The organism is Evtepia sp. (assembly GCF_056797215.1).
This window is the reverse complement of sequence record NZ_JBQILM010000012.1, coordinates 24,283-48,782: the sequence shown is the minus strand read 5'-3', so window position 1 is coordinate 48,782 and position 24,500 is coordinate 24,283. Positions and strand designations below refer to the sequence as shown.

25 protein-coding genes and 2 pseudogenes are annotated in these 24,500 nt (G+C 61.3%); 10 read left to right on the top strand and 17 right to left on the bottom strand.

Annotated features, from left to right (window positions below; translation table 11 throughout):
- Nucleotides 1-124 precede the first annotated feature (124 nt).
- Nucleotides 125-745 (top strand): TetR/AcrR family transcriptional regulator, encoded by a 621-nt coding sequence (locus ACTOZL_RS04275; protein WP_482476845.1) that lies wholly within the window; start codon nucleotides 125-127, stop codon nucleotides 743-745.
- Nucleotides 746-878: 133 nt separating this feature from the next.
- Entirely contained in the window at nucleotides 879-2,432 is a 1,554-nt protein-coding gene (locus tag ACTOZL_RS04270; RefSeq protein WP_482476844.1) for a sodium/proline symporter, read from the top strand.
- An 84-nt stretch (nucleotides 2,433-2,516) separates the two neighbouring features.
- Here ACTOZL_RS04270 and ACTOZL_RS04265 read toward each other — a convergent pair whose 3' ends face one another.
- The 10 genes and pseudogenes from ACTOZL_RS04265 to ACTOZL_RS04220 form a co-directional block, all read right to left on the bottom strand.
- On the bottom strand, nucleotides 2,517-6,668 hold the full coding sequence (locus ACTOZL_RS04265) for a PolC-type DNA polymerase III (protein ID WP_482476843.1): 4,152 nt from the start codon (nucleotides 6,666-6,668) through the stop codon (nucleotides 2,517-2,519).
- A 45-nt stretch (nucleotides 6,669-6,713) separates the two neighbouring features.
- Nucleotides 6,714-7,751: pseudogene (gene ispG / locus ACTOZL_RS04260) on the bottom strand (flavodoxin-dependent (E)-4-hydroxy-3-methylbut-2-enyl-diphosphate synthase); the annotation flags it as partial.
- 131 nt (nucleotides 7,752-7,882) lie between these two features.
- A complete protein-coding gene (locus tag ACTOZL_RS04255) occupies nucleotides 7,883-8,953 on the bottom strand; it encodes a M50 family metallopeptidase (protein ID WP_482476842.1) in 1,071 nt (356 codons plus the stop codon).
- Nucleotides 8,954-8,972: 19 nt separating this feature from the next.
- Nucleotides 8,973-10,115, bottom strand: a complete 1,143-nt coding sequence (locus ACTOZL_RS04250) for a 1-deoxy-D-xylulose-5-phosphate reductoisomerase (protein WP_482476841.1) — start codon at nucleotides 10,113-10,115, stop codon at nucleotides 8,973-8,975.
- Between the two features lie 13 nt (nucleotides 10,116-10,128).
- Entirely contained in the window at nucleotides 10,129-10,944 is an 816-nt protein-coding gene (locus ACTOZL_RS04245; protein WP_482476840.1) for a phosphatidate cytidylyltransferase, read from the bottom strand.
- A gap of 141 nt (nucleotides 10,945-11,085) precedes the next feature.
- The gene (gene uppS / locus ACTOZL_RS04240) at nucleotides 11,086-11,853 is read right to left on the bottom strand and encodes a polyprenyl diphosphate synthase (RefSeq protein ID WP_482476839.1); all 768 of its coding nucleotides are present in this window, start codon (nucleotides 11,851-11,853) and stop codon (nucleotides 11,086-11,088) included.
- Nucleotides 11,854-11,860: 7 nt separating this feature from the next.
- Complete coding sequence (gene frr / locus ACTOZL_RS04235; protein WP_482476838.1) at nucleotides 11,861-12,415, bottom strand: ribosome recycling factor; 555 nt, start codon at nucleotides 12,413-12,415, stop codon at nucleotides 11,861-11,863.
- Nucleotides 12,412-13,137 carry a UMP kinase gene (gene pyrH, locus ACTOZL_RS04230; protein WP_482476837.1) on the bottom strand — a complete coding sequence of 242 codons (726 nt, stop codon included), beginning with the start codon at nucleotides 13,135-13,137 and terminating at the stop codon, nucleotides 12,412-12,414. The genes frr and pyrH overlap by 4 nt, the downstream gene beginning before the upstream one ends.
- A gap of 233 nt (nucleotides 13,138-13,370) precedes the next feature.
- Complete coding sequence (locus ACTOZL_RS04225) at nucleotides 13,371-13,604, bottom strand: type II toxin-antitoxin system MqsA family antitoxin (RefSeq protein WP_482476836.1); 234 nt, start codon at nucleotides 13,602-13,604, stop codon at nucleotides 13,371-13,373.
- On the bottom strand, nucleotides 13,601-13,804 hold the full coding sequence (locus ACTOZL_RS04220) for a DUF4258 domain-containing protein (protein ID WP_482476848.1): 204 nt from the start codon (nucleotides 13,802-13,804) through the stop codon (nucleotides 13,601-13,603). The genes ACTOZL_RS04225 and ACTOZL_RS04220 overlap by 4 nt, the downstream gene beginning before the upstream one ends.
- Before the next feature lie 322 nt (nucleotides 13,805-14,126).
- Between ACTOZL_RS04220 and ACTOZL_RS04215 the strand changes: the two genes are divergently transcribed.
- From ACTOZL_RS04215 to ACTOZL_RS04185, 7 genes are all read left to right on the top strand, one after another.
- The gene (locus ACTOZL_RS04215; RefSeq protein ID WP_482476835.1) at nucleotides 14,127-14,753 is read left to right on the top strand and encodes a TetR/AcrR family transcriptional regulator; all 627 of its coding nucleotides are present in this window, start codon (nucleotides 14,127-14,129) and stop codon (nucleotides 14,751-14,753) included.
- Between the two features lie 112 nt (nucleotides 14,754-14,865).
- Nucleotides 14,866-15,795, top strand: a complete 930-nt coding sequence (locus tag ACTOZL_RS04210) for a diguanylate cyclase (protein WP_482476834.1) — start codon at nucleotides 14,866-14,868, stop codon at nucleotides 15,793-15,795.
- 35 nt (nucleotides 15,796-15,830) lie between these two features.
- Nucleotides 15,831-16,520, top strand: coding sequence for a PilZ domain-containing protein (locus ACTOZL_RS04205; RefSeq protein WP_482476833.1), 690 nt, complete (start codon nucleotides 15,831-15,833; stop codon nucleotides 16,518-16,520).
- Between the two features lie 77 nt (nucleotides 16,521-16,597).
- Nucleotides 16,598-17,578, top strand: coding sequence for an S-layer homology domain-containing protein (locus ACTOZL_RS04200; RefSeq protein WP_482476832.1), 981 nt, complete (start codon nucleotides 16,598-16,600; stop codon nucleotides 17,576-17,578).
- A complete protein-coding gene (locus tag ACTOZL_RS04195) occupies nucleotides 17,568-18,512 on the top strand; it encodes a metal ABC transporter substrate-binding protein (RefSeq protein WP_482476831.1) in 945 nt (314 codons plus the stop codon). The genes ACTOZL_RS04200 and ACTOZL_RS04195 overlap by 11 nt, the downstream gene beginning before the upstream one ends.
- The gene (locus ACTOZL_RS04190) at nucleotides 18,503-19,288 is read left to right on the top strand and encodes a metal ABC transporter ATP-binding protein (protein WP_482476830.1); all 786 of its coding nucleotides are present in this window, start codon (nucleotides 18,503-18,505) and stop codon (nucleotides 19,286-19,288) included. The genes ACTOZL_RS04195 and ACTOZL_RS04190 overlap by 10 nt, the downstream gene beginning before the upstream one ends.
- Nucleotides 19,285-20,130 carry a metal ABC transporter permease gene (locus ACTOZL_RS04185; protein ID WP_482476829.1) on the top strand — a complete coding sequence of 282 codons (846 nt, stop codon included), beginning with the start codon at nucleotides 19,285-19,287 and terminating at the stop codon, nucleotides 20,128-20,130. The genes ACTOZL_RS04190 and ACTOZL_RS04185 overlap by 4 nt, the downstream gene beginning before the upstream one ends.
- 155 nt (nucleotides 20,131-20,285) lie before the next feature.
- Here ACTOZL_RS04185 and ACTOZL_RS04180 read toward each other — a convergent pair.
- The 6 genes and pseudogenes from ACTOZL_RS04180 to ACTOZL_RS04155 all read right to left on the bottom strand — a co-directional run.
- Nucleotides 20,286-20,753, bottom strand: a pseudogene (locus tag ACTOZL_RS04180) (O-acetyl-ADP-ribose deacetylase); the annotation flags it as partial.
- Between the two features lie 116 nt (nucleotides 20,754-20,869).
- The gene (locus ACTOZL_RS04175) at nucleotides 20,870-21,289 is read right to left on the bottom strand and encodes a CD1247 N-terminal domain-containing protein (protein WP_482476828.1); all 420 of its coding nucleotides are present in this window, start codon (nucleotides 21,287-21,289) and stop codon (nucleotides 20,870-20,872) included.
- Nucleotides 21,290-21,340: 51 nt separating this feature from the next.
- On the bottom strand, nucleotides 21,341-21,904 hold the full coding sequence (gene efp / locus ACTOZL_RS04170) for an elongation factor P (protein WP_482476827.1): 564 nt from the start codon (nucleotides 21,902-21,904) through the stop codon (nucleotides 21,341-21,343).
- Between the two features lie 451 nt (nucleotides 21,905-22,355).
- Nucleotides 22,356-22,550: a hypothetical protein gene (locus ACTOZL_RS04165; protein WP_482476826.1), complete on the bottom strand. Its 195-nt coding sequence runs from the start codon at nucleotides 22,548-22,550 to the stop codon at nucleotides 22,356-22,358.
- 10 nt (nucleotides 22,551-22,560) lie between these two features.
- Nucleotides 22,561-22,788: a type II toxin-antitoxin system RelE family toxin gene (locus ACTOZL_RS04160; protein ID WP_482476825.1), complete on the bottom strand. Its 228-nt coding sequence runs from the start codon at nucleotides 22,786-22,788 to the stop codon at nucleotides 22,561-22,563.
- Between the two features lie 14 nt (nucleotides 22,789-22,802).
- Nucleotides 22,803-23,300, bottom strand: a complete 498-nt coding sequence (locus tag ACTOZL_RS04155) for a YqeG family HAD IIIA-type phosphatase (protein ID WP_482476824.1) — start codon at nucleotides 23,298-23,300, stop codon at nucleotides 22,803-22,805.
- A gap of 75 nt (nucleotides 23,301-23,375) precedes the next feature.
- Here ACTOZL_RS04155 and ACTOZL_RS04150 point away from each other — a divergent pair, with 75 nt between their 5' ends.
- A complete protein-coding gene (locus ACTOZL_RS04150; protein WP_482476823.1) occupies nucleotides 23,376-24,155 on the top strand; it encodes a hypothetical protein in 780 nt (259 codons plus the stop codon).
- A 43-nt stretch (nucleotides 24,156-24,198) separates the two neighbouring features.
- On the opposite strand, the gene rpsU is transcribed toward ACTOZL_RS04150, so the two are convergent.
- On the bottom strand, nucleotides 24,199-24,381 hold the full coding sequence (rpsU, locus tag ACTOZL_RS04145) for a 30S ribosomal protein S21 (RefSeq protein ID WP_330002852.1): 183 nt from the start codon (nucleotides 24,379-24,381) through the stop codon (nucleotides 24,199-24,201).
- Nucleotides 24,382-24,500 lie beyond the last annotated feature (119 nt).

Here is a 24,500-nt window from a genome sequence, read left to right as displayed (position 1 = left end):
CAGGCCAAGGCCATCCACCAGGCCCTGGGGGGCAAGGGGGGCGGACAGCCGGGTATGATCCAGGGCAGCGTCACCGCCAGCCGGGCGGAGATCGAAGCCTATTTTGCCTGAAAGGAGGCCCCCCATGGCGAAGAAGTCCTCCCGCAACACCCGGGGCCGCATCGTGGCCGCCGCCTGGCAGCTCTTTTACGAGCAGGGCTATGAGAACACCACCGTAGACGAGATTGTGGAGAGCTCCGAGACCTCCAAGGGCTCCTTCTACCACTACTTCGGCGGCAAGGACGCCCTCCTGGGCACCCTCAGTGATCTCTTTGACGAAAAATATGAGTCCCTCCAAGAGACTATGGACCCCAACATGCCCGCCCTGGAACAGCTCCTCTTCCTCAACAGCGAGCTCTTCCGCCTCATTGAGAACAGCGTCTCCCTGGACCTGCTGGCCCGTCTCCTCTCCACCCAACTGGTGACCTCTGGGGAAAAGCACCTGCTCAACCACAAGCGTACCTATTACCGTCTGCTCCGGCGGATCATCGCCCAGGGCCAGGAGCGGGGGGAGATTGCCAAGCACCGCAGCGTCAGCGACCTGGTGAAGCGCTACACCCTCTGTGAACGGGCGCTGCTGTATGACTGGTGCCTGTGCTCTGGGGAATACTCCCTGCGCGACTACGCCGTACAGGTGATGCCCGTGTTCCTCTGCGATTTTTCCCCCGCGTTTCCGTCTAGTCTGCGTACAGAGGGAAACGCTTGAGATACAAGAGGTTCATCTACAGTTTAGGAAACGCGGTATAGACTATGGTCTGTACCGCGTTCTGTGTTGCGTTCTATTCCCATTCATGGTATGATATCGACATCTTTTGATTCGATCCATAGGAGGAACCCCAATGACCACAGCACAGATCTGTATCATTGCCACCATCCTGATCTATCTGGTGGCAATGGTCCTGGTGGGCGTGTATTTCAGCCGCAAGGGCGGCAGCTCGTCCTCCCACGAATTTTACTTAGGGGGCCGGAAGCTGGGCCCTGTCGTCACCGCCATGAGCGCGGAGGCCTCGGATATGAGCAGCTATCTGCTCATGGGCCTGCCGGGCCTGGCCTATATCGCCGGTGTGGCAGAGGTTGGCTGGACCGTGATTGGCCTGGCCGTGGGCACTTATCTCAACTGGCTCATCGTGGCCAAGCGCCTGCGCAACTACTCCGCCCACATGGGGGCCATTACCATCCCCGACTTCTTCTCCCGGCGCTACCGGGACCAGCGGCACGTCCTCTCCTGCATCGCCGCCGCCATCATCCTGATCTTCTTCGTGCCCTACACCGCGTCGGGCTTCAAGGCCATCGGTACCCTCTTCAACAGCCTCTTCGGCGTGGACTACCACGTGGCCATGATCGTGGGGGCCGCCATCGTCATTGCCTACACCGTTCTGGGTGGCTTCTTGGCAGTGTCCACCACGGACCTGATCCAGAGCATCGTCATGACCTTCGCCCTGGTGTTCATTGTGTTCTTCGGCATCGACCAGGCCGGGGGCTGGGACATCGTAGCCGCCAACGCCAGCGAGCTCCCCGGCTACCTGAACCTCACCCAGGGCTACGACGCCGCCACAGGGCAAGCCGGGAGCTACGGGGCCCTGTCCATCGTCTCCACCCTGGCCTGGGGCCTGGGCTATTTCGGGATGCCCCACATCCTCCTGCGCTTCATGGCCATTGAGGATGGGGACAAGCTGAAAATCTCCCGGCGCATCGCCACAGTGTGGGTGGTCATCTCCATGTTCATCGCCATCCTCATTGGCATCATCGGCTATAGCGTCTCCATGGCCGGAAAGGTCCCCATGCTGGGTTCCAGCGCCGAGTCGGAGACCATCGTCATCCAGCTGTCCAACCTGCTGAGCCAGTACGGGCCCTTCCTGGCCATCATCGCCGGTGTGGCCCTGGCGGGCATCCTGGCCTCCACCATGTCCACTGCCGACTCCCAGCTCCTTACCGCCGCCTCCGGCGTGTCCCAGGACCTGTTGCAGGACTTCTTTGGCATCAAGCTCAGCCCCAAGTCCTCTATGCTGGCGGCCCGGGGGACGGTCATTGGCATCGCCATTGTGGGCATCTTCCTGGCCTGGAATCCAGACAGCTCGGTGTTCCGCATCGTCTCCTTTGCCTGGGCAGGCTTTGGCGCCTCCTTCGGGCCCTTGATGCTCTTCTCCCTGTTCTGGAAGCGCACCACCAAGCAGGGGGCCATTGCCGGTGTCCTGGCCGGTGGCGTGATGGTCTTTCTCTGGAAGTTCGCCATCGCCCCCATGGGCGGTGTGTGGGCCATTTACGAGCTGCTCCCCGCCTTCCTGGTGAGCTGCCTGGTAATCCTGGTGGTCTCCCTCCTCACCCCGCCCCCTGCTTCGGAAATCGTGGCGGAGTTCGAGGACGTGAGCCGGCAAACCACTGGCAAGGCATGAGTTTGCTTACACTCTAATCCTCTCATAAAAAGCGCCCGGCGGGTCGAAAACATTCGGCCCGCCGGACGCTTTTATTGTTGCGTTTTAGAAAAGGGATATCTGGCTGGTCTCCGGCATAGAGCCCAGGGCCCCCGCCGCCCGGAGCTGGTCCACGTGGGCCTTGGAGACCTTGGGGCAGGCGGAGAGCAGCTCCTCCTGGGAGATGAACTGCCGCCCCTCCCGGTTCTCCACGATGGACAGGGCCGCCGACTCCCCTAAGCCCGGGATGGCGGTGAAGGGGGGCAGGAGGCTCTGCTTTTCCTCGTCCAGCAGGAACTTGGTGGCGTGGGAGCGGTAGAGGTCGATGTGCTCAAAGGTAAAGCCCCGGAGGTAGAACTCATAGCACACCTCCAAGGTGACCATCATATCCTCTTCCACGGCGGCGGCCTCCTTCTCCTTGGCGGCGATCTGCTTCATCTTCTGCTGGCAGACCTCCATGCCCATGCACATGCAGGTGGCGTCCAGGGCCTTGGCCCGGATGGAGAAATAGGCGGCGTAGAAGGCCAGGGGCCGGTGAACCTTAAACCAGGCGATGCGGAAGGCCATCATCACGTAGGCCACCGCGTGGGCCTTGGGGAAGAGGTAGCCGATCTTGGCCAGGGAGCCAATGTACCAGTCAGGGACGTTGTTCTCCCGCATAGCCTCCTCCCAGCCAGGCTGGAAGCCCCCCTTCTTCACCTTCCCCTTCCGCACTGCCTCCATGATGTCAAAGGCAAGTTTGGGCTCCACCCCCATCTCCATGAGGTAGAGCATGATGTCATCCCGGCAGCCCACGGTGGAGTCTACCGTGGCAGTCTGGGAGAGGATCAGGTCCCGGGCATTGCCCAACCACACGTCGGTGCCGTGGGAGAAGCCCGACAGCCGCACCAGGGTGTTGAACTTGGTGGGCTGTGTGTCCATGAGCATTTGCCGGGTGAAGCGGGTGTTGAACTCCGGCACCGCCACCGCCCCAGTGGGGCCCAGCACCGGGTCGTTCTGGTAGCCCAGGGGGGTGGAGTCGGTGAAAATCTGCATGGTCTCCGGGTCGTCCAAGGGGATCTCCTGGGCATTGACCTGGGTGAGGTCCTCCATCATCCGGATCATGGTGGGGTCGTCGTGCCCCAGCATGTCCAGCTTCAGGAGATTGTCCTCCATCTTATGGTAGTCGAAGTGGGTGGTGATGATGTCCGTGCCGGTGTCGTCGGCGGGATGCTGGACGGGGCAGAAATCATAAATCTCCCGGTCTTGGGGGATGACCACCATGCCCCCGGGGTGCTGGCCAGTGGTGCGGCGCACGCCGGTGCAGCCCAAGGCCAGGCGTGTCTCCTCCGCCTTGGTCACCTGGAGGCCCCGGGCGTCCAGGTATTTTTTCACATAGCCGTAGGCGGTCTTTTCCGCCACGGTGCCGATGGTCCCCGCCCGGAACACGTGGCTCTCCCCAAAGAGCTCAAAGGTGTAGCGGTGGGCGTTGGCCTGGTACTCCCCAGAAAAGTTCAGGTCGATGTCCGGGACCTTCTTGCCGCCGTAGCCCAAAAAGGTCTCGAAGGGGATGTTGAAGCCGTCCTTCACGTAGGGCGTACCGCATACGGGGCAGACCCCGTCGGGCATGTCCGCCCCGCAGCCGTGGCCCTCCCCGGCGGCAAAGTCGGAGTGCTTGCACTTGGGGCAGCGGTAGTGGGGGGGCAGGGAGTTCACCTCGGTGATGCCCGAGAGGAAAGCCACGATGGAGGAGCCCACAGAGCCCCGGGAGCCCACCAGGTAGCCATGCTCCAAGGAGTTTTGCACCAGCTTCTGGGCGGACATATAGATCACGTCGTATTTCCGCTCAATGATGCCCGGCAGCTCTAGCTGGATGCGGTCCTTGACGATCTGGGGCGGGTCCTCCCCGTAGAGCTCGTGGGCCTTGTCCCACACCAGGTTGTAGAGCTCCTTGTCAGAGTCCTTCAGCTTGGGGGCAAAGAGGCCGTCGGGGAGGGGTTTCACCTCGTCGCACCAGGAGGCCACCAAATTGGTGTTGGTGACCACCACCTCATAGGCCTTTTCCTTCCCCAGGTAGGCGAATTCGTCCAACATCTCCTGGGTGGTGCGGAAGTACAGGGGGTTGGGGGAGTCGGCATCGTCGAAGCCCTTGGTGTCCAGGAGCACGTGGCGGTAGATTTCGTCCTCTGGGTCCAGGAAGTGGACATCCCCGGTGGCGCACACGGGCTTCCCCAAGGCCTCCCCCAGGCGGACCACGGTGCGGTTCCAATCCTTGAGCTGGTTCCTGTCCCGGGCGATGGTCTTGCCGTTCTTGTCCGGGCGGAGCATAAAGCCGTTGTTGCTCAAGGGCTGTATCTCCAAGAAGTCATACCAGGAGGCGATGCGGCACAGCTCCTGCCAATCCTTCCCCCGGATGATGGCCTGGTACAGCTCCCCCGCCTCGCAGGCGGAGCCCAGAATGAGGCCCTCCCGGTTGGCGTTGATCTCCCGCTTGGGCATGATGGGGAAGCGCTTGAAATAATCCAAATGGGCCAGGGAGATGAGCTTATAGAGGTTGCGCAATCCCGTCTGGTTCTTGGCCAGGACAATCAAGTGCCGGGGCATCCGCTTGGCCTTGCCTATGGTGGCAGTCCGGGACAAGTCCTCGTTGATCTGTTGGAGGCTGCGCACCCCCCGGTCCCGGAGCATTTGGAAGAAGGGGGTGAGCATATAGCCCACCATGGCCGCGTCGTCGCTGGCCCGGTGGTGGTTGAAGTCCGGCAGGTTCAGGTGCCGGGAGATGATATCCAATTTATATTTCCCCAGCTCTGGCAACAGGTTCTGGGCCAGGGGGAGGGTGTCCAAATAGGTGGGTTCAAAGGGGATGCCGTAGCGCTGGCAGCCCTCCCGGATAAAGCCGATGTCAAACTCTGCATTGTGGGCAGCCAGGGGCCGGTCCCCTACGAAGTCCAAAAAGGCCCGGATGGCCTCCTCCTGGCTGGGGGCCCCTATCAACATATCCTCGGTGATCCCTGTGAGCTGGACGATGTTGGGGGGCAGGGGGCGCTGGGGGTCCACGAAGGTCTGGAAGCGCTCGGTGATCTCCCCCTTCTCCCACACCGCCGCGCCGATCTCGGTGATCCGGTCCTCCTGGCGGGAAAGGCCGGTGGTTTCCAAGTCAAAGCAGACGATGGGGGCGTCCAAGTCCTGCTCCTGGCTCCCCCGGATGGTAAGGCGCTCGTCCACGTCGTTGATGTAATAGGCCTCGGTGCCCAAGAGCACCTTGGTTTTCCCCTTGGCGGCGTTCCAGGCGTCGGGGAAGGACTGGGCCACCCCGTGGTCGGTGATGGCAATGGCCGGATGGCCCCAGGCGATGGCCCGTTTCACCACGTCAGCGGTGTCTGTCAGGGCATCCATCAGGGACATGCGGGTGTGGAGGTGGAGCTCCACCCGCTTCTCCGGAGCGTCGTCGGTTTTCACCGGCTTCTCCGCCGTCTCGATAATCAGGGGTTCCAGGACCATGTCATTGTCGAAGCGGTTCAGATTCAGACGGCCGGCAATCCGCAGGCGCATCCCCTTCTTCACCCCCTGGACGATGGGGGCGCCCTCGTCCCCAGGCATGAACTTGTTCACCCGGATGGAGCTGGTGTAGTCGGTGATATCAAAGCTGATGACCCAGGCGTTGCGCTTGCTGAGCTCCTTGTGCTCCACAGCGAATACGTCCCCCTCCACGGTGACGGTGCCCATGTTCAGCTCTAGGGTGTTCATGGGGATGGGGGCTTTTTTGATCTGCCGGGGACCATAGATGCGCTTGACCCGGAAGCCCGCCTCCTTCTCATGGTGCTCCAAGGCCTGCTTCATGGCCTTTTGGCGCATCTCCCTGGTCTGGCGGAACAGGCGTTCTTCCTCTGTCTCCTGGGGCACTTCCTCCTGGACGGGAACTTCTTCCACCGGGGGCAGCGCTTCCTGTTCCGGCGGCGGGGCGGTCTCCTCAATGGGGGGCGCTTCTTCCACCGGGCCGGGGAACAGGGGGGTGAGCCGCAACCCGTTCAGGCCATAGGCCGCCCGCACCGCCTCCCCCACCGCCTGAAGCAGGGACTCCGGCGGAGGCTCCGGGCAGCGCAGCTTCGCGTCCATGACGCGGGTGCTGCTCTCCACCACCGCCGAGGCCACAAGCCACCCTTCCAGAGCGGGCAAAAGCTCCGGGGCGGGGCGGTAGCGGGCAAACACAGTCAGAAACGGCAATTCTTTCTCTGGCATAGTCTCGGTTCCTTTCCAGGGTGAAATCACAATCAATATGTAGCGTCAAAGGGCCTCGATCATGGCCATCAGCTCCTCCACCAAAGCCTCCTGGGGGACTTTCTTCACCACTTCCCCCTGGCGGAACAGCAGGCCGAAGCCGTTGCCCCCGGCAATGCCCACATCGGCGGCGGCGGCCTCTCCGGGGCCATTTACCGGGCAGCCCATCACCGCCACGGTAAGGTTCTTCTTCACGTCCTTTAGCCGTGCCTCCACTGCTTGGGCTAAGGGGATCAGGTCGATTTTCGTCCGGCCGCAGGTGGGGCAGGCAATCAGCTCTGGCCCGTCCTGGCGCACCCCCAGGGCTTTCAAGATATCCCGGGCCACATAGACCTCCTCCACTGGGTCGGCGGTGAGGCTCACCCGGATGGTGTCCCCCACCCCCTGGGGCAGCAGCCCCGCCAGGGCGGCGGCCTTGATGGTGCCCATACGCACGGTGCCTCCCTCAGTGACCCCCAGGTGGAGGGGGTAGTCCGAGCGCTCATGCATCAGCCGGTAGGCGGCCATGGTCACAGGGACGGAGGAGGATTTCAGGGACACGCAGATGTCGTGGAAATCCCAGCGCTCCAACAGGGCGATGTGGCCGAAGGCGGATTCCACCAGGGCTTCCGGGGTAACGCCGCCGTGCTTGGCCAAAAGGGGCTTTTCCAAAGAGCCGCCGTTGACCCCAATGCGGATGGGGATGCCCTTCCGGGCCGCCGCCTGGGCCACCGCCCGGACGTTCTCCTCCCCCCCGATGTTGCCGGGGTTGATGCGCACCTTGTCCACCCCGGCGTCGATGCAGGTGAGGGCCAAGCGGTAGTCAAAGTGGATATCCGCCACCAGGGGCAGGCCGATCTGGGCCTTGATCTCTGCAATGGCCCGGGCGGTGGCCTGGTCCGGCACGGCCACCCGGACGATCTCACAGCCGGCGGCGGCCAAGCGGCGGATTTGGGCCACGGTGGCCTCCACATCGGCGGTGGGGGTGTTGGTCATGGATTGAATGGAAACGGGGGCCCCCCCACCAATGGGGAGGCCGCCTACGTGGATTTGTTTTGTCATGGTTGTGCTCCTTGTGGTTGGACAACAATTTGCTTGGGCTGCCGCCCAAACCTGCCCAGGGGGGCCAGCCCTCCTGGACTCCCTGCCACCTTTTGAAAAAGGTGGACGAACGCTTTATTTGTGCTGCCCGCAGCTCATTGGAACAGCTTAAACACATCGCTGAAGGTCACCGCCAGCATGAAAATCATCAGCAGAGCAAAGCCCAGGCCGTGGAGATAGGCCTCGTACTTCCCGTCCAGCCGCCGCCGGGTGATGAGGAACACCGCCTCGCTCACCAGCAGCAGGAAAATCCGTCCCCCGTCCAGGGCCGGGATGGGCAGCATGTTCATGATGGCCAGGTTCACCGCGATGAGGGCGATGATATAGAACACGTTTTGGAGCCCGGCGGACACACTGCCCCCCTGGCTCCCCGCCTCCCCCAGGTAGCTGACGATACCCACAGGGCCGGACATATCCTGCAAGCCCACCTTTCCGCTGACCAGCATGCCCAGCCCCGACCACACGGCCTTGGCAAAATAACAGCAGGTGTCGAAGCTCTGCTTCATCACAGCAGGGAAGCTGGCCTCCTGGACGGTGAAGTTGATGCCGTAGCGCTGGACGGTCTTGCCGTCCACCTGGTAGTCCCGCAGGGTAATGGGCAGGCCCTTCCGCTCCAACCGCTCCCCGTCGCGCTCCACCACCAGGTCCATGGTCTCCTTGTCCTTGGCCGCTGCCAGATAGGCGTTCACGTCGGCATAGACCCAGACCTTTTGGCCGTTGATGGACAGAATCCGGTCCCCCGGCAGCAGGCCCGACGCCCCGGCGCAGGGGAAGCCTTCCGCGAAATCCCGCACCACCGGCACCACAAAGCTCCCCACGTGGGCAAACATCAGGGCCACAATGAGAAAACCCGCCAGCAGGTTGGCCAAAGACCCCGCCGCCAGGATGATGAGCTTACGCCAGGGGGCCTTGTTGGAAAATGCGGCGGGGTCGTCGCTGCCCTCGTCCTCCCCCTCCATGGCGCAGAAGCCGCCGATGGGCAGCAGGCGCAGAGAGTATTGGGTCTCCCCCCACTTCCGGGAAAACAGCAGGGGGCCCATGCCGATGGCAAACTCGTTCACCCGCACCCCCAGGAGCTTGGCGGAGAGGAAGTGGCCCCCCTCATGGACTGCCACCAGCACGCCAAACAGGAGGATCCCCACAATAATATACAACAAATCCTTCACCCCTTTGCATGTTGCGCTTTTACACGTCCAGCGCTGCCTGGGCGGCCTCCCGCGCCAGGTGGTCCGCCCGGTGGACAGCCTCCAAGGACAGCGGTTCCCGCGCCACCTGGTCCAGGGCCGCCTCCACCACCCGGGGGATGTCCAAAAAGCCCAGCTTCCCCTCCAAAAAGCCTGCCACGGCCACCTCGTTGGCCCCGTTGAGGATGGCGGGGGCGGTGCCCCCCTCCTTGGCAGCGGCGATGGCCAGGGCCAGGCAGCGGAAGGTCTCCAAGTCCGGCGGGGCAAAGTGCAGGGGGCCGCAGCCCAGCAGGTCCAGCCGCCGGGCGGGGCCGGGGACCCGGTTGGGGTAGGTCAGGGCGTATTGGATGGGCAGGCGCATATCCGCCTCCCCCATCTGGGCCAGGACGCTTCCATCACAGTATTCCACCGCGGAGTGAACTATGCTCTCCCGGTGGACCAAAATCTTGATTTTTTCTGCCGGGACCTGGAACAGGGACATGGCCTCCAGCAGCTCCAAGCCCTTGTTCATCAGGGTGGCGGAGTCGATGGTCACTTTCGCCCCCATGGACCAGTTGGGATGTTTGAGGGCGTGTGCCGGGGTGACTTCCCGCAGCTGCTCCCGGGTCCAGCCGAAGAAGGGGCCCCCGGAGGCAGTGAGGAGGATGCGTTGCAGCTCTCCCCGCAGGCTGCCTTGCAGGCATTGGAAAATGGCGGAGTGCTCCGAGTCCACCGGCAGGATCTCCGCCCCCTTCTCCTTGGCCCGGGCCATCACCAGGGGCCCGGCGCACACCAGGGTCTCCTTGTTGGCCAGGGCAATGCGCTTCCCGGCGTCGATGGCCGCCAGGGTGGGGTCCAACCCGGCGATGCCCACCAGGGCCGCCACTACCGTGTCCGCCTGGGGCAGGGCCGCCGCCGCCAAGAGCCCCGCCTCCCCGGCCAGGACCTGGATGTCCGTGTCCGAGAGGCGTTGCGCCAAAGAGGCGGCGGCGGTGAAGTCCGCCGCCGCTACCAGCTTGGGATGAAATTGCCGGGCCTGGGCTTCCAACAGGTCCACGTTGCTCCGGGCGGTGAGGGCCGCTACGGGGATACCGCAGGCTGCCGCCACCTCCAAGGTCTGCGTCCCGATGGAGCCGGTGGACCCCAGGATGGAAATACTGTGCATGTCCAGCCCTCCTTTAACCCAGCCGGAAGGCCGGGAAATAGTGGATCAGCAGCTCCACCAGGGGTGCGCAGAAGATTACGCTGTCAAAGCGGTCCAACACGCCACCGTGGCCGGGGAGCAGGCCGCTGAAGTCCTTGATCTTCCGGGTGCGCTTGATATAGGAGAACGCCAGGTCCCCGATCTGGGTCATGATGCCCCCCAGCAGGCCGTACACGGCGAGGAAATAATAGTTGGCCGTGGCCCCCGTCACCAGGTGGACCCCCAGGCCATAGAGCAGGCAGGCGGCGATGCCGAACACCAGACCGCCAATGCAGCCCTCTAAGGTCTTGTGGGGGGAGAGGTTGGGGGTGATGCTGCGCCGCCCCAAGTGCATCCCGGTAATCATGGCCGCAGCGTCCACGATGAAGGGCAGGAAGATGGGCAGGGCGATATAGTAGTCCCGCAGGTACAGGTTCCCCACCCGCACCACAGAGGACAGGCAATAGGCGATGAACAGGGCGAAGAAGAACGCCGCCCCCACCTTTTCCACTTTCACCCGGAAGCTGCTGGCAAAGGCCTCTAGGAAGATGAGCACCAGGTAGGCCAAGAGCACCAGCAGCCCAAGAATCCGCTTCTCGCCAAAGTAAACCCAAAAGGGGATGGCCATGGCCAAGGCGGCAGTGTACAGGGCCAAGCGGGGGTGGTTCATCCCCATAGCCCCCATGGCCTCATAGGTGCCGATGGCGGAGAGGACCGCGATCATGGCCGGTGTAAAGGGTTCCGGCAGCAGGTAGAGCACCAGGAGGATGGCCGGCACCCCGGCACAGGCCACGATGATCCGATTTCTCATTTGTTATCCGCTCCTTTCACGTGTCCAGGGCGCATTTGTTGCCCAAAGAAGGGGCAAACACACCCAAATGGAGCAGGACCAAAAGGAAGCGGATCGGTCCAGCTCATGGGGGCAGGGGCCTATGCAACGGCAGGCGTTGGCTCAGATCCCCCCGAACCGGCGTTTGCGGCCTTGGTAGGCCAGCAGGGCCTGGTCCAGGACTTCAGGGGTGAAGTCCGGCCAGAGGACGTCGGTGAAGTAAAGTTCGGCGTATGCCGACTGCCAGGGCAGGAAGTTGGACAGCCGCAGCTCCCCGCTGGGGCGGATGACCAGGTCCGGGTCCGGCAGGCCCCGGGAATCCAGGTAGCGGGAGAAGAGCTCTTCGCTGAGCCCCTCCGGGTCCTGGCGGCCTGCCTGGCAGTCCTGCCCCCAGGCCCGGATGGCCCGGAGGATTTCATCCCGCCCGCCGTAGTTGAGGCAGACGTTGATCTGGTATTTGGCCCCTGCCACCGCCTGTCCGGCGGCTTGGGTCTCCAAACACAGGGTCCGCAGCTCCGGGGGCAGCGGGGTCAGGTCCCCGAAGAAATGGATGCGGAACCCGTCCCGTTCCATTTTTTCCAGGGCCTCCAACAAATATTTCCGCAAAAGGCCCATAATGGCGGAGACCTCCTCCATGGGGCGTTTCCAGTTCTCCGTGGAGAAGGCATACACCGTCAGGTAGGGGATGCCCAGGTCCCGGCAGCGGTAGGCGATGGTGCGGAAGGTCTCCGCCCCGGCGGCATGGCCGGCAGTCCGGGGCAGGCCACGCTGTTGGGCCCAGCGGCCGTTGCCGTCCATGATGATGCCGATGTGCCGGGGCAGACGGTCCAGGTCCAGGGCTGTTTCCGCCGCAGGCGCCGGGGCCGCTTTCTTTTTATGAAAGAGTGCCATCGGGAGCTCAGACGGCCATCAGCTCAGCCTCTTTCTGGGCTGTGAGCTCATCCAGTTCCTTGATGCGCTTGTCGGTGAGCTTTTGGATGTCGTCTTCCAGCTCTTCCTGGTCGTCCTCGGTGATCTCGGAATCCTTCTTCATCTTCTTGAGCTTTTCCATGGCGTCCCGGCGGATGTTGCGCACGGCCACCTTGCCGGTCTCGCCGTACTTCTTCACCTGCTTGGTGAGCTCTTTCCGGCGCTCCTCGGTGAGCTGGGGAAAGGCCAGGCGGATCACCTTGCCGTCGTTCTGGGGGTTGATGCCCAGTTCTGAAATCAGCAGGGCCTTTTCGATGGCCTTGAGCAGGGTGGCGTCCCAGGGCTGGATCACCAGGGTACGGGGGTCCGGGGTGGAGATGGAGGCCACCTGCTGCAAGGGGGTGGCGGTGCCGTAATACTCCACGGTGATTTTGTCCAGGACACCGGCGTTGGCGCGGCCGGCCCGGACACTGGCGAAATCGCTTTTCACGGAGTCGATGGTCTTTTGCATCTTTGCGTCGTATTCCTGATAGATCTCATTCATGATGGTTCCTCCTCAACAATGGTTCCGATCTGTTCCCCCAGCACCACCCGGCGGATGTTCTCCGGGTCGGCCAGGGCAAAGATCATAACTGGGATGTGGTTTTCCAAAGCCAGGGACGTGGCAGGCAGGTCCATCACCTGCAAATGCCCCGCCAGCACCTGGTCATAGCTGATGCGGTCGTATTTCACCGCCGCGGGGTCCTTCTTGGGGTCAGCGCTGTAGACCCCGTCGATGTTCTTGGCCAGCAGGATCATATCCGCATGGATCTCCGCGGCCCGGAGCACAGCGGCGGTGTCGGTGGAGAAGTAGGGGTTGCCGGTGCCGCCGGCGAAGATCACCACCTGCCCCTCCTTTAAGTAGCGGTCCGCTGTGGCGTAGGAGTAGGGCTGGGCCACCGGGCCCATGGGGAAGGAGGTGAGCACCTGGGCCCCCTGGCCCTGCTGTTCCAGCACCTCCTGGACGGCCAGGCTGTTGAGGACGGTAGCCAGCATCCCCATCTGGTCGGCGCGGCTGCGTTCCATTTTCCCGCCGCCGTCCTTCACGCCCCGCCAGATGTTGCCGCCGCCGACCACCAAGCCCAGCTGGACCCCCAGCTCCACACAGGAGCGGATCGCCTGGCACACTTGGCGGATAAAGTCGAAATCCAGGCCCCGCCCGGCTTGGCCTGCCAAGGCTTCGCCGCTGATTTTCAGCAGAACACGCTGATACTTTGCTTGTTCCATGACCATACCTCCCTGCGCCCAAGGCGCAGTTCCCGTTTCTCTCTACCGCCGGACCCAGTGCCTACTGGGCACCGTGCGGAGATGGTTCCCTTTATTTTAATATAAATTGTGCCGTTTGCATAGGGGTTTCTGAAAAGATTTTGGGAAAAAACCGCCGGAACCCCCCGCTTTTCCCGGCCTTTGGGGGAAAAACAAGGGGCACTGCCCCAGTTCACCGGAACAGTGCCCCTCTATCATGCAGCACCCTGCGCGTATTCTACGATTGCAACCTCTGTTATAATACTGTTGCGCACAGCGTGGACAATCCGCTCTAGCTGCTTGGCCACCTCGTCACTGAAGGACGCCTCCCCACATTGTTGGCACACCAGAGCAGGTACATTTTTCACGATCACCACACAGGTGCCCAGGTCAACAATAAACTTGGTCCTCTCTTCCTTGGTCTGCCCTTTGCAAAAGAAACATTTCATGGCGTTCCCTTCTTTCTTGTTTTCCAATCGCTTTCCCATTCATCGGGATCAGGCGCATAGGCCGTTATCATCCATAGTTCCTGTTCTCCCCGTCCGCAAACCACATGAAGATACCTTCCCGCAATGGTCATCCCCAGCAGCAGACAACTTGGAAAGGGGTAATCCTCTGGATACTGTTCGATGATCTCTCCTGTCCCTATGGCCTAGAGCACTTCATCCTGTGTTATGTTGCGAAGCATGAGCCGTTTCAATACGTGTGCCGTCCAACGAATGGCGCCACGTTTGCAGATGCTCCGCAGATCAGTGACAGATACACGCATAGGAGCTATCTCCCTCCTTGGTGATATTCATAGTATACCATAAATAAGAACGAGAAAGCAACCAATGTGGTCAGACAAAGCGCTGGTTCCTCTTTTGCCCATTTTTACTCCCCAAAGGTCTTGTCAAGGAGAATAGATTCGTGTATAATCTTACTCTGCCGCGAGGTGGCAGAACTTCCACTTGGAAAGAAGGGATCGCTACGTGGATGACACCAAGACCCGGATCATTTCCGCCACGATGAAAGCCGTGCGGCAGTATGGCCTGGAAGGCATGCGGGTCCAGCACGTCAGTGACCTGGCGGGCATCTCCCCTGGGGCGCTGTACCGCTACTTCGAGGGCAAGGACCAGCTGATCGTGGAATGCTTCACCTATGTGGACAAGCAGGCGGCAGCCATCTTTGAACAGTTACGCTTCAACCCCCTGACCATGCTCACCGACCCCCTGGGGGCCATTAAGAGCCTTTGGCTGCCCTATTTCCGCTTTTGGACCTCCCATCCAGATGAGACCGTTTTCTACCACCGCTTCCGGGACAGCAGCTTTTTCCCAAAATACGACAAGGGCCGGGACGTGGCCTATTTTGACACCTTCATCGGCATGGTCCATATGTTCAAGAAGGTGTTCCCCAAGCTAAACCAGATCAACCAGGACCTGCTGTGGCTCCATGTCCTCACCTCCACGGTGATGTATGCCAAATACGTGGTGGAGGGCGTCCTCCCCAACGACCAGGAGACAGAGGATGCCATTTTCCAATTGCTGCTCACCGGGCTCAACGGCTACCTGAAGCCAAAGCGGCCCAAGAAATCCAAAGGGGGAAACGCTCTGCTATAAGGTGGTATGTGGTATACCATCCAGTAAATAAACATTTATTTTTAGGGCCCATTCTTTTCTCCAAGCCCTATCATCAAACATTTTCGCACACTTTGAGAAGGAGCATGTCTTCATGGAAAAAATACTGATCGTGGACGACAGTGTCGTCCAGGCAACCCAACTGAAAAACATTTTGGACGATGAGTATGATGTGACCATCGCGCAAACAGCGGGAGAGGGCCTGCACCGGGCCAGCAGTGAAGCCTATTCCCTGATCCTGCTGGATGTGGTGATGCCAGAGATGGATGGCTTTACCCTGCTGAAAAAACTACAGGAGGAAATCATCACCCAAAACGTCCCGGTCATCTTGATCACCAGCCTCGCCGATGTGGAAAACGAGCAGCGGGGGCTGGTTCTGGGCGCTGTGGACTATATCACCAAGCCCTTCCACGCCCTGATTGTCAAGGCCAGGGTCAACACACACATCAAGCTGTACAACTACCGCAGGCAGGTAGAAGCGCAGTCCATGACCGACCAGTTGACCGGCATCGCCAACCGGCGCAAGTATGAGCAATACTGCGTGGCAAAGTGGCAGGATGCCGTCCGGCTGCAAGTCCCCTTTTCCATCTGCATGTTCGATATCGACCGCTTCAAGGTATACAATGACACCTTCGGCCACCCAGCCGGGGACAAGGTCATCGCCGCCGTGGCCAAAACCGCGGCCGCCCAGTTGCAGCGCAGCACTGATTTCCTGGCCCGTTATGGCGGGGAGGAATTCGTGGGCCTCATCATGGGCGCCCCCTCGGAAAAGATATTCCAGCACATGAAAACAATCCGCCAGGCAGTGGAGGACCTCCACATCCCCCACGACCCCTCCGTGTCCCAGTGGGTCACCATCAGCGTCGGCGGGGTCACCGTCATCCCCCAGGTGGGCAGCGACTATGATTTTTATTTGAAGGTGGCGGACACCATGCTCTATGACGCAAAAAAGCACGGCCGGAACCAGGTGGTCTGGGCAGACGAGCGCATGAAGCAGTTGTGGGAGAAAGGCGCCTCCCTTTGATTGCGGGGAGCAGTCTTTGAAACAGGAGGGATACCATGGGATTCTTCAATTTATTTGGCAAAAAGGCAAAGGAGCCCCAGCCCCAGGAGAGCGCCAGCGCTGGGGAGGAACTGGAAGCCTATTCCGGTATGCGGGTGGAGGTCACCACCTTTGAGGGGCAGCTCCTATTTGTGGCAAAATTGTTGGGCCTCCACGAGGACAAGGCCCAGCTGCACCTATATTCCGAGACCATCCTCCCCCAGGACAGCGAGCCCCTGCGGGTGCGGATTCGGGGATACAGTGACCATGAACGCAAAGCCGTCTATATGGAGGGCACCATCTCCCCCCTGCCCCACAATGTTTGGGCGGTGGAGGAGCTGGTGCTTTGCAGGGTCGGGAACGACCGGGCCTTCTTCCGCCTGAGCACCAATCTCGACGCCACCGCCACCATGTTCAGCGGCTTGGAGGCAGGGGAAAAGCCCTGCAAGCTGCTGAACATCAGCGTAGGCGGGGCCAGCATCCGTTCCGAATGCAAATACCACATGGGGGATAAGTTCCTCTTAAAGGTCAAGCTGCTGGAGGACCGGCCCATCTCCGCCATATTCAGCCAGGTGGTGCGCATTATCGAAAAGGACGGCACCAGCTTTGACTATGGCTGCCAGTTCCTAGAGCTGACCGAGGAGGACCAGGAGAAAATCACCCAGAATATTTTCGCGGTCCAGCTCCAGACCAGGGCCCGAAGCTGAAACCTCGCCCGCTGGCTGTCTTGCAATCCCAGGAGAAGTCTGCTAGACTAAGAAAAAATAGAAAGGATACCTATTTTATGAAAAAGCTTTGTCTCTCTCTCCTCTTGGTCCTGACCCTGAGCCTGGGTCTGGCCACCCCGGCCCTGGCCGCCGGGTATTATCAAAGCCTTTCCCTCCCCGTCCTGGACCGCTACGCCGTCTCCTTTGAGGCGGCCCATGTGGAGCGGAAAACAGTACAGTCCGCTTTCTTGGGCGCGGATGACATTCTGGAGCCCTACGAAAGCGTCACCGTGAATCTGGTGCAGCTGCGCCCCGGCAGCCGGGTGACCGTCCCCAAGGGCATCCAGGAGGATGGCCGTATCGGCGTCCCCGGCGGGCCCGGACGCATGGTAGGCGATGGGCATTACATCACTTACTACATGGGTGCTGTCATGCCCTACCTCTTCCAGGGCAAGGCCGAGGACTCCTTCCAGCGCAACAACCTGGTCGTCTTCTATCATAACAACGAAGCATACTATGTGGTGATGGGGCCCAACATGGGCTCCGCCGGCTTCACCGACGTGGCCGACAGCGATTACTTCGCCCAGCCGGTGCAGTGGGCCGTCACCAAGGGGGTCACCAACGGCACCGGCAACCTGACCTTCAGCCCCGCCACCCCCTGCACCATGGCCCACATCATCACCTTCCTCCACCGGGCCCAGGGCTCCCCGGCGCCCACTGGGGGGAACCCCTTCTCTGACGTTACCACCCAGGATTATTTCTACAACCCCGCCCGCTGGGCGGCGCAGCAGGGCCTGGTGGAGGGCAGCGCCTTCCGTGGGGACACGGGCTGCACCCGTGCCAACGTGGTGACCTATCTCTGGAAGCTGGCAGGCAGCCCCGCCGCCTCTGGCTCTGTCTTTGCCGACGTGGCCGCGTCCTCTGAATTGGGTCAGGCCGTGGCCTGGGCAGCGGCCCATGGCATCGCCACAGGCACCTCCACCACCACCTTCTCCCCTGACAAGGTCTGCACCCGCGGGGAGATTGTCACCTTCCTCTACCGGGCCTATGGTCGCTAAACGCCTCCTGCCCCTGCTCCTGGCCCTGCTGCTCAGCGCCTGTGCCCCGGCCACCCCCGCCCAGGGAACCCAGGACCCTGAACTGACCCTGGCGGCCACCACCTACCCGGTGTACCTCTTCGCCTGCCAGGTAGCCGGGGATGTCCCCGACCTGCGCATCACCCTGGTGGTGAACCAGCAGCTCAGCTGCATGCACGACTACAGCCTCTCCATCACCGACATGAAGGTGTTGGAGGGGGCGGATGCCATCCTGCTCAGCGGCGCGGGGCTAGAGGACGCCATGGCCCCTGCCCTGGAAGCCGCCGGACGGCCCCTAATCGACTGCTCGGCAGGCATCCGCCTCCTCTGCTCCGCCCATGACCATGACCACGACCACGACCACGGCCATGCGGAGGAAGAAGGGGAGGAAACGGACCCCCACATCTGGCTGGACCCCCGGCGGGCCTGCCAAATGCTGGACAATCTGGCTCAGGCCCTGGGGGAGCTGGACCCGGTCCACGCCAAGCAGTTCAGCGCCAACGCCCAGGCCGCCCAGGAGGAAATCATGGAGAGCTATGAGCAGTTGAAGACACAGCTTGCCGCCCTCTCCCCCCGGTCCCTCATCACCTTCCACGATGGCTTTGCCTACTTTGCCGAGGCCTTTGACCTGGACATCCTGGAAGCCATCGAGGAGGAAGCCGGCAGCGAGGCCTCCGCCTTGGAGGTGAAGGAGATTTTGGCCCTGTTGGAGGCACATCGCCTCCCCGCCATCTTCACCGAGGTCAACGGGGCCACCGCCACCGCCCAGCTCATCGGGCGGGAGGCCGGGGTAACCGTGGCCCCCCTGGACCTACTCATGAGCAGCCGGGAGAGCCCTCTAGCGGGTACGGACCTCTACCTCTCCGTCCTCGCCGCCAACGTCAGCACCATTCAGGAGGCCTATCCATGCGCATAGCCAAACAACCCCACAGCCGCATTCCCCTCCCTGGCCGGCCAGGGACCTGCCGGCTGCGGGTGCAAAACCTTGAGATCACCTTGGAGGGGGCCCCCATCCTCCGGGATGTGAGCTTCCAGCTCAACTGCCGGGAGATCACCGCCCTCATCGGCCCCAACGGCGCGGGGAAGTCCTCCCTGTTCCGGAGTATTTTGGGGCAGATCCCCTACAGCGGTTCCATCCGCTTTGAGCTGGCGGGAGGCTACCCCAGCCGTCCCAAAATCGGCTACGTGCCCCAGAGCCCCAGCTTTGAGCGCAGCTGTCCCGTGAGTGTGCTGGACTTCTTCGCCGCCGCCATCAGCCGGTGGCCGGTGTTCCTGCCGGTCCCCGCCTCCCTGCGGGAAAAGGTCACAGACTGCCTCACCCGGGTTCACGCCGAAGCCCTGCTCCACAAGCGCATCGGGGCCCTGTCCGGGGGGGAGTTGCAGCGGGTGCTTCTGGCCTTGGCCCTAGAGCCCATCCCCCACATCCTCATCCTGGACGAACCCCTCTCCGGGGTGGACCGGGGCGGGGAGCACCTGCTCATGGAGATGCTGGACGAGATCCGCCAGAAGTACGACCTCTCCATCCTCTTCTCCACCCACGATTTTTCCACCCTGCGGCTGTACGCCGACAAGGTGATCCTGCTTCAACAGGAAATCCTCACCACGGGCACCCCCAGCCAAGTCCTCCGCTCCCCGGAGTTCCAGGCGGTGTTCCACCTGGATTTGGAGGAGGAAGGAGGCGACGGCCTGTGAGCGTTTGGTACTGGCTGGTGTCCTTCCTGCCCTTTGAGTGGGCGGCCCCGGACAGCATGTTTTTCATGAAGCACGCCCTGTTGGCCGTCCTGGTGGTGACGCCCCTCTTCGGCCTGCTCTCCACCATGGTGGTGGAAAGCCGCATGGCCTTCTTCTCCGACGCCCTGGGGCACTCCGCCTTTACCGGCATGGCCATTGGGGCCCTGTGCGGCTTCACCCAGCCGGTGGGAGCGGCGGTGGTGTTCTCCCTGGTGATCGCCCTGCTGTTCACCCTGGTGCGCCAGCACACCAGCATGGCCAGCGACACCGCCATCAGCGTCTTTTCCTCCGCCGCTGTGGCCCTGGGCATCTTCATCAGCACCCTGGGCAGCCAGAGCTTTACCAAGTTCAACACCCTGCTCATCGGGGACATTTTAAGTGTCCAGGTGGAGGAGATTGGCATCCTAGCCCTGCTGCTGCTGTTGTTGGTGCTGCTGTGGCTGGGGTCCTACAACCAAATGATGCTCTCCTCCGTCCACCAAGCCCTGGCGGACAGCCGGGGTATCCGGGTGGTGTGGCGGAATTTCCTCTTCACCGGGGCCATTGCCGTGGTGGTCACCATCTCCATGAGCTGGGTGGGGCTGTTGGTCATCAACGCCCTATTGGTGCTCCCGGCAGCGGCAGCCCGGAACGTGGCCCGGAACCTGCCCCAGTACCACCTGCTCTCTGTCGCGGGGGGACTGGTGTGCGGGGTGGCGGGGTTGATGCTATCCTATTACGTAGGGGCATCCACAGGGGCCTCCATCACCCTGCTGCTGGCCCTGTGGTTCTTTGTCACCCTGCTGCTGCGGAAGCGGCGGTGAGCGTACCTATGTACTGCTCAGGAAATTCAGGCACTACAGGCAGGGCAATTTCTATCAGAAACAAAAAAAGAGGGGCCGTCTCCATTCCAGACGGCCCCTCTTTTCATGGGCTCTGACCCTCACATCTCCTGCAACGCCAACCCCATCCCCCGGCATATGTTCTCCGTATCCCGGTCGAAGATAACAAGATATGCTGCCATATCCCCCAAATACTGCTGGATTGTCTCCATGGCCACCTCCAAGGCCTCCTCCTTGGGGTAGCCATAAATCCCGGCGGAAATCAGGGGGAATGCAATGCTCTTACAGTTTTTCCCCTTGGCCAGTTCCAGGGCAGTCCGGTAGCAGGAGGCCAGCTTTTCCCGCTCCCCATGGCTGCCGTCCTTCCACCGGGGGCCTACCGCGTGGATCACGTATTTACAGGGCAGCTTCCCCGCCCCGGTGAGTTTGGCGCTGCCGGTGTCGCAGCCCCCCAGGGTCCTGCACTCCTCCAACAGCGCCGGGCCCGCAGCCCGGTGGATGCAGCCATCCACCCCGCCGCCCCCCAGCAGGGAGCTGTTGGCGGCGTTGACGATGGCGTCCACCTCTAGCTTCGTGATGTCGCCTTTTACCAGTTGCAATGCCATAGGTTATCCTTCCCTTCCTGTTCGCTGTTTATATTGTGTCAAAAAAACGGCGGCGCCGAGCACTCTGCCTCGACGCCGCCTGGCTATGGTTCGTATTTGCGCGGGAGGGAAAAGGGTCAGTCCTCGTCCCCGTCCTTCTCCTCGTCCTCGACCACCAGATCCAGGGAAAAGCTGTCGCCGCAGTTGGGGCAGACCACTTCACCCACGTCCAGGACGCTCTCGTCAATGATGATATCCTCCCCGCAGCTGGGACACTCGATTTCAAAGAAATCGTCCAGGTCAAACAAATCCTCGTCGTCCTCGTCCAGCTCATCGAAAAGCATCGTCTCCACGTCGGCCACGTCCTCTGCCAGGGCTTCCAGCTCGTCGCCGGCAGCTTGGACCTCCACTTCCAGGTCCTCCACGGCCAGGCCCAGATCCTCCAGGATATCAATGATCTTCACCAGGAGCTTCCCCTCTTTGGAGTTCTCCAGGTCCAGGTCCAGCCCGTCTGCCAGGCCCTTCAGGTATGCGACTTTTTCAGAGATGGTCATCATAGACTCCTTTCTTACCGGTGGGTTGCGCTTCTCTGCGTTTGGGTGTTTCCATTAACCCTTGGCGCGCTCAAGATATTCGCCGGTGCGGGTGTCGATCTTGATCTTGTCGCCGGGGTTGATGAACAGGGGTACCTTGATCTCCGCGCCTGTTTCCAGGGTAGCGGGCTTGGTGACGTTGGTGGCGGTGTCGCCCTTGAAACCGGGGTCGGTCTCGGTGATTTCCAGCTCCACGAAGGTGGGGGGCTCGATGGCAAAGATCTTGCCCTTGTAGCTGTTGACCTTGCACATCATCTCTTCCTTCACGAAGCGGAAGTTGTCCCCCAAAAGCTCGGTGGCGATGGGCACCATGTCGAAGGTCTCCTGGTCCATGAAGTAGTACAGGTCGCCATCGTTGTAGCTGTACTGCATGTCCTTCTTTTCCACATACGCGTTTTCAAACTTGGCAGTGGGGTTGAACGAGGTCTCGGTCACGGCACCGGTGATGACGTTTTTCATCTTGGTGCGCACGAATGCAGCGCCCTTGCCGGGCTTGACGTGCTGGAACTCCACCACCTGCATAACCTGGCCGTCCATCTCAAAGGTGACGCCATTGCGGAATTCGCCGGCAGAAATCATAGTATTCATCCTCCAAATAACATTGGTTTGTTTGCACTTTTATTGTACAATACCTTTCCGGCTTTTGCAACGGTTTTCTGCAAATGCGCGGGGAAAACCTCCCGCCGGGCTTTTTTGCCGCCTTCCCCTTGCTGGTTTTGTCGAAAACAGGTATAATATCGGTGCTGCCCTTCTCTAAACTGGCAACAGGGAGGAGGTGAGTGTGATGGAGATTCTAATCAATTTCCTCGTGTCGATCGCAGCGAGCGTGGTGGTCAACTACGTGGACAAGTGGCTTGGTCGGCGCCGCAAGGGCAGATAAGCACAAAGTGGGATCCCGGAGAGCTGCCACTCTCCGGGATCCCTTTTTTTGCGTGAGCATGATAGTTCTAATCAATTTCCTAGGCTGTAACCATTATAGCACAGCTTTGATAGGATATGCAAGATGGAAAATATAATTCCTGGGCTTTCCTCAGTCAAACACCTGGCAATCCGGGTCACTCTGCGCCTCCCGAATCAGTTGAAGATCAATCTCATCGGGCTCCACTTCCTCAATAGCATCCCATCCGTTCCCAGATAGCTCCAGCACAAATTCCCAGAGACGCATCGCCTCTTCTTCATTCATTACGGTGATAGCGCCTAGCAGGCGCTCTTTGACGTTGCTCATAGCGTCCTCCTTATTTGTAAACTTGGCCTCGGTTATCAATTTTCACAACCAGAATGACCGCCCCATCCCGGTCAAATAATATGCGGAAATCCCCTACCCTCAGACGGAAATAGGGCTGTCCTTTCATCTTTTTCACATCTCCAACGGGAAGTGCTTGGATTGCTGTCTCAATCCGCCGGCGGACAGTGCTCTCCTGCTTCGCCAAAAACTTTTTCGCTTGTTTTGAATACCTGATCATTCTGCTTACCCTTTCTACAGCGCTCCCCCATCCGCCCCCTGGCAGCGAAAGGGGGTCTCGATGCCATACCGCAGCGCCCGGAACACCGTGCCGAACTCGATGGGCTTCACCAGCAAGGTCAGCACCCCAGCCCGGTTGCCGCCCCAGATGTCCGTGAAAATCTGGTCCCCCACGATAGCCGTCTGGGCAGGTTGTGCGGCGCAGCGCGCCATGGCCCGGCGGAAGCCGCCCCCCTTGGGCTTTCCCGCGTGGCCCTCGTAGGGCACCCCCAGGTCCTGGGCGAAGCGGGCTGCCCGGCCGGGCTTGCGGCTGTTGGAGAGGATGAACAGGGTGACCCCCGCCGCCTCCATCTGCTCCTTCCAGGCCCGCACCTCCTCTGACGGGGTCTGGACCCCATAGGGGGCCAAGGTGTTGTCCAGGTCTGCCAACAACAGGGTGACCCCCCTGGCCCGGAGGCGGGTGGGGTCGATGGCGTAAATGCTCTCAAACAAAAAGTCTGGGGTCAAATTCATAGTCTCTCCTTCTATCTCCCCTGCCCTGCGCATACAGTAGCCCATAGGAACCATGGACAAGGGGGTTTGCAACCTATGATATCCTATCTACTCACACCGCCCCAGCAGCTCACCCAGGCCCAGGCCAGCGGCCTGCCTCTGGCCCACATGGCCTTTCAGCTGGGGGCCGACGGCCAGCTCCACGCCGCCGCTTCCTTACCGCCGGGGTGCCGGGGGGGCCTGATGCTGGTGGGGGGCGGCACAGCACCGGAGACGGGGAGCCCCCAGCCGGTGCTTCAGCAGATCCTCCGCCTGTGCGTCCAGCGGGACTTCCGGGGGGTGGTGCTGGACCTGGAAGGCCCGCCCACCCCATACCTGTGTAAGCTTATCTCCACCCTGGACCAGGCCTTGGAGGGGCAGAAGCGGGGGCTTTTCCTGCCGGAGGCCTATGCAGGCTTCTCCAACCGGGCCTTCCTCTACTTTTCCTCCGCCCTTTCCGGCGGGTCCCTCCAAAGGCGGCTGGCGGAGGTGGTGGGGAAATACGGCAAGGACCGTGTGGTACTCTCCCTCCACCGCTCCTGCGAGGATTTCTACCTCCCCTCCCCGCAGGGGGTGGGCCATCCTCTCAGTCAGCAGGAGCTGCGCCAGCGCATGGCCCAGTTGGAGCCCAGGGTCTTTTTCTCCCAAGACCTGTGCGCCCACTATTTTACCTACATGAGCCGGGAGACCGGCGCACACTTCGTGCTCTTCGACGACGCGGTGAGCTTTGGCAAGAAGCTGGAGCTTGCCCAGGCGGCGGGCATCCCCCGCTGCTTTTTGCTCTATCCCGCCGTGGCGGAGTTCTTGCCGGAGCTCCAAGGGGCCCTGGGGGCCTGAGGAAAAAAGACCTGCCAGGAAACACTGGCAGGTCTTTTTGGTATCAATAATACTTTTTACGGTTCTTCCGCGCTGCCTCGGACTTTTTGCGGCGCTTCACGCTGGGGCTCTCGTAGTGCTCTCTTTTGCGCACTTCCGCCAGAACGCCGGACTTGGCACAGCTACGCTTGAACCGTTTCAGAGCGCTCTCAAGAGATTCATTCTCCCGCACATGGATTTCAGACATTTCCTTTTCCCTCCCTCCGAAGTGGTGGGTCATCCCACGCACCAAAAGGGCCATCGTTATATATGGCTTTAACAGTGGTATTATATGCAATTTTGGCGGCCTTGTCAAGGGAAAAAATC

Excerpts from the sequence above, each read along its gene's own strand:
- ACTOZL_RS04275 (WP_482476845.1), top strand. The coding sequence starts at position 125 with ATGGCGAAGAAGTCCTCCCGCAACACCCGGGGCCGCATCGTGGCCGCC.
- ACTOZL_RS04270 (WP_482476844.1), top strand. The coding sequence starts at position 879 with ATGACCACAGCACAGATCTGTATCATTGCCACCATCCTGATCTATCTG.
- ACTOZL_RS04265 (WP_482476843.1), bottom strand. The coding sequence starts at position 6,668 with ATGCCAGAGAAAGAATTGCCGTTTCTGACTGTGTTTGCCCGCTACCGC.
- ACTOZL_RS04250 (WP_482476841.1), bottom strand. The coding sequence starts at position 10,115 with ATGCACAGTATTTCCATCCTGGGGTCCACCGGCTCCATCGGGACGCAG.
- ACTOZL_RS04245 (WP_482476840.1), bottom strand. The coding sequence starts at position 10,944 with ATGAGAAATCGGATCATCGTGGCCTGTGCCGGGGTGCCGGCCATCCTC.
- uppS (WP_482476839.1), bottom strand. The coding sequence starts at position 11,853 with ATGGCACTCTTTCATAAAAAGAAAGCGGCCCCGGCGCCTGCGGCGGAA.
- frr (WP_482476838.1), bottom strand. The coding sequence starts at position 12,415 with ATGAATGAGATCTATCAGGAATACGACGCAAAGATGCAAAAGACCATC.
- pyrH (WP_482476837.1), bottom strand. The coding sequence starts at position 13,137 with ATGGAACAAGCAAAGTATCAGCGTGTTCTGCTGAAAATCAGCGGCGAA.
- ACTOZL_RS04225 (WP_482476836.1), bottom strand. The coding sequence starts at position 13,604 with ATGAAATGTTTCTTTTGCAAAGGGCAGACCAAGGAAGAGAGGACCAAG.
- ACTOZL_RS04210 (WP_482476834.1), top strand. The coding sequence starts at position 14,866 with ATGGAAAAAATACTGATCGTGGACGACAGTGTCGTCCAGGCAACCCAA.
- ACTOZL_RS04205 (WP_482476833.1), top strand. The coding sequence starts at position 15,831 with ATGGGATTCTTCAATTTATTTGGCAAAAAGGCAAAGGAGCCCCAGCCC.
- ACTOZL_RS04200 (WP_482476832.1), top strand. The coding sequence starts at position 16,598 with ATGAAAAAGCTTTGTCTCTCTCTCCTCTTGGTCCTGACCCTGAGCCTG.
- ACTOZL_RS04195 (WP_482476831.1), top strand. The coding sequence starts at position 17,568 with ATGGTCGCTAAACGCCTCCTGCCCCTGCTCCTGGCCCTGCTGCTCAGC.
- ACTOZL_RS04190 (WP_482476830.1), top strand. The coding sequence starts at position 18,503 with ATGCGCATAGCCAAACAACCCCACAGCCGCATTCCCCTCCCTGGCCGG.
- ACTOZL_RS04175 (WP_482476828.1), bottom strand. The coding sequence starts at position 21,289 with ATGATGACCATCTCTGAAAAAGTCGCATACCTGAAGGGCCTGGCAGAC.
- efp (WP_482476827.1), bottom strand. The coding sequence starts at position 21,904 with ATGATTTCTGCCGGCGAATTCCGCAATGGCGTCACCTTTGAGATGGAC.
- ACTOZL_RS04165 (WP_482476826.1), bottom strand. The coding sequence starts at position 22,550 with ATGAGCAACGTCAAAGAGCGCCTGCTAGGCGCTATCACCGTAATGAAT.
- ACTOZL_RS04160 (WP_482476825.1), bottom strand. The coding sequence starts at position 22,788 with ATGATCAGGTATTCAAAACAAGCGAAAAAGTTTTTGGCGAAGCAGGAG.
- ACTOZL_RS04155 (WP_482476824.1), bottom strand. The coding sequence starts at position 23,300 with ATGAATTTGACCCCAGACTTTTTGTTTGAGAGCATTTACGCCATCGAC.
- ACTOZL_RS04150 (WP_482476823.1), top strand. The coding sequence starts at position 23,376 with ATGATATCCTATCTACTCACACCGCCCCAGCAGCTCACCCAGGCCCAG.
- rpsU (WP_330002852.1), bottom strand. The coding sequence starts at position 24,381 with ATGTCTGAAATCCATGTGCGGGAGAATGAATCTCTTGAGAGCGCTCTG.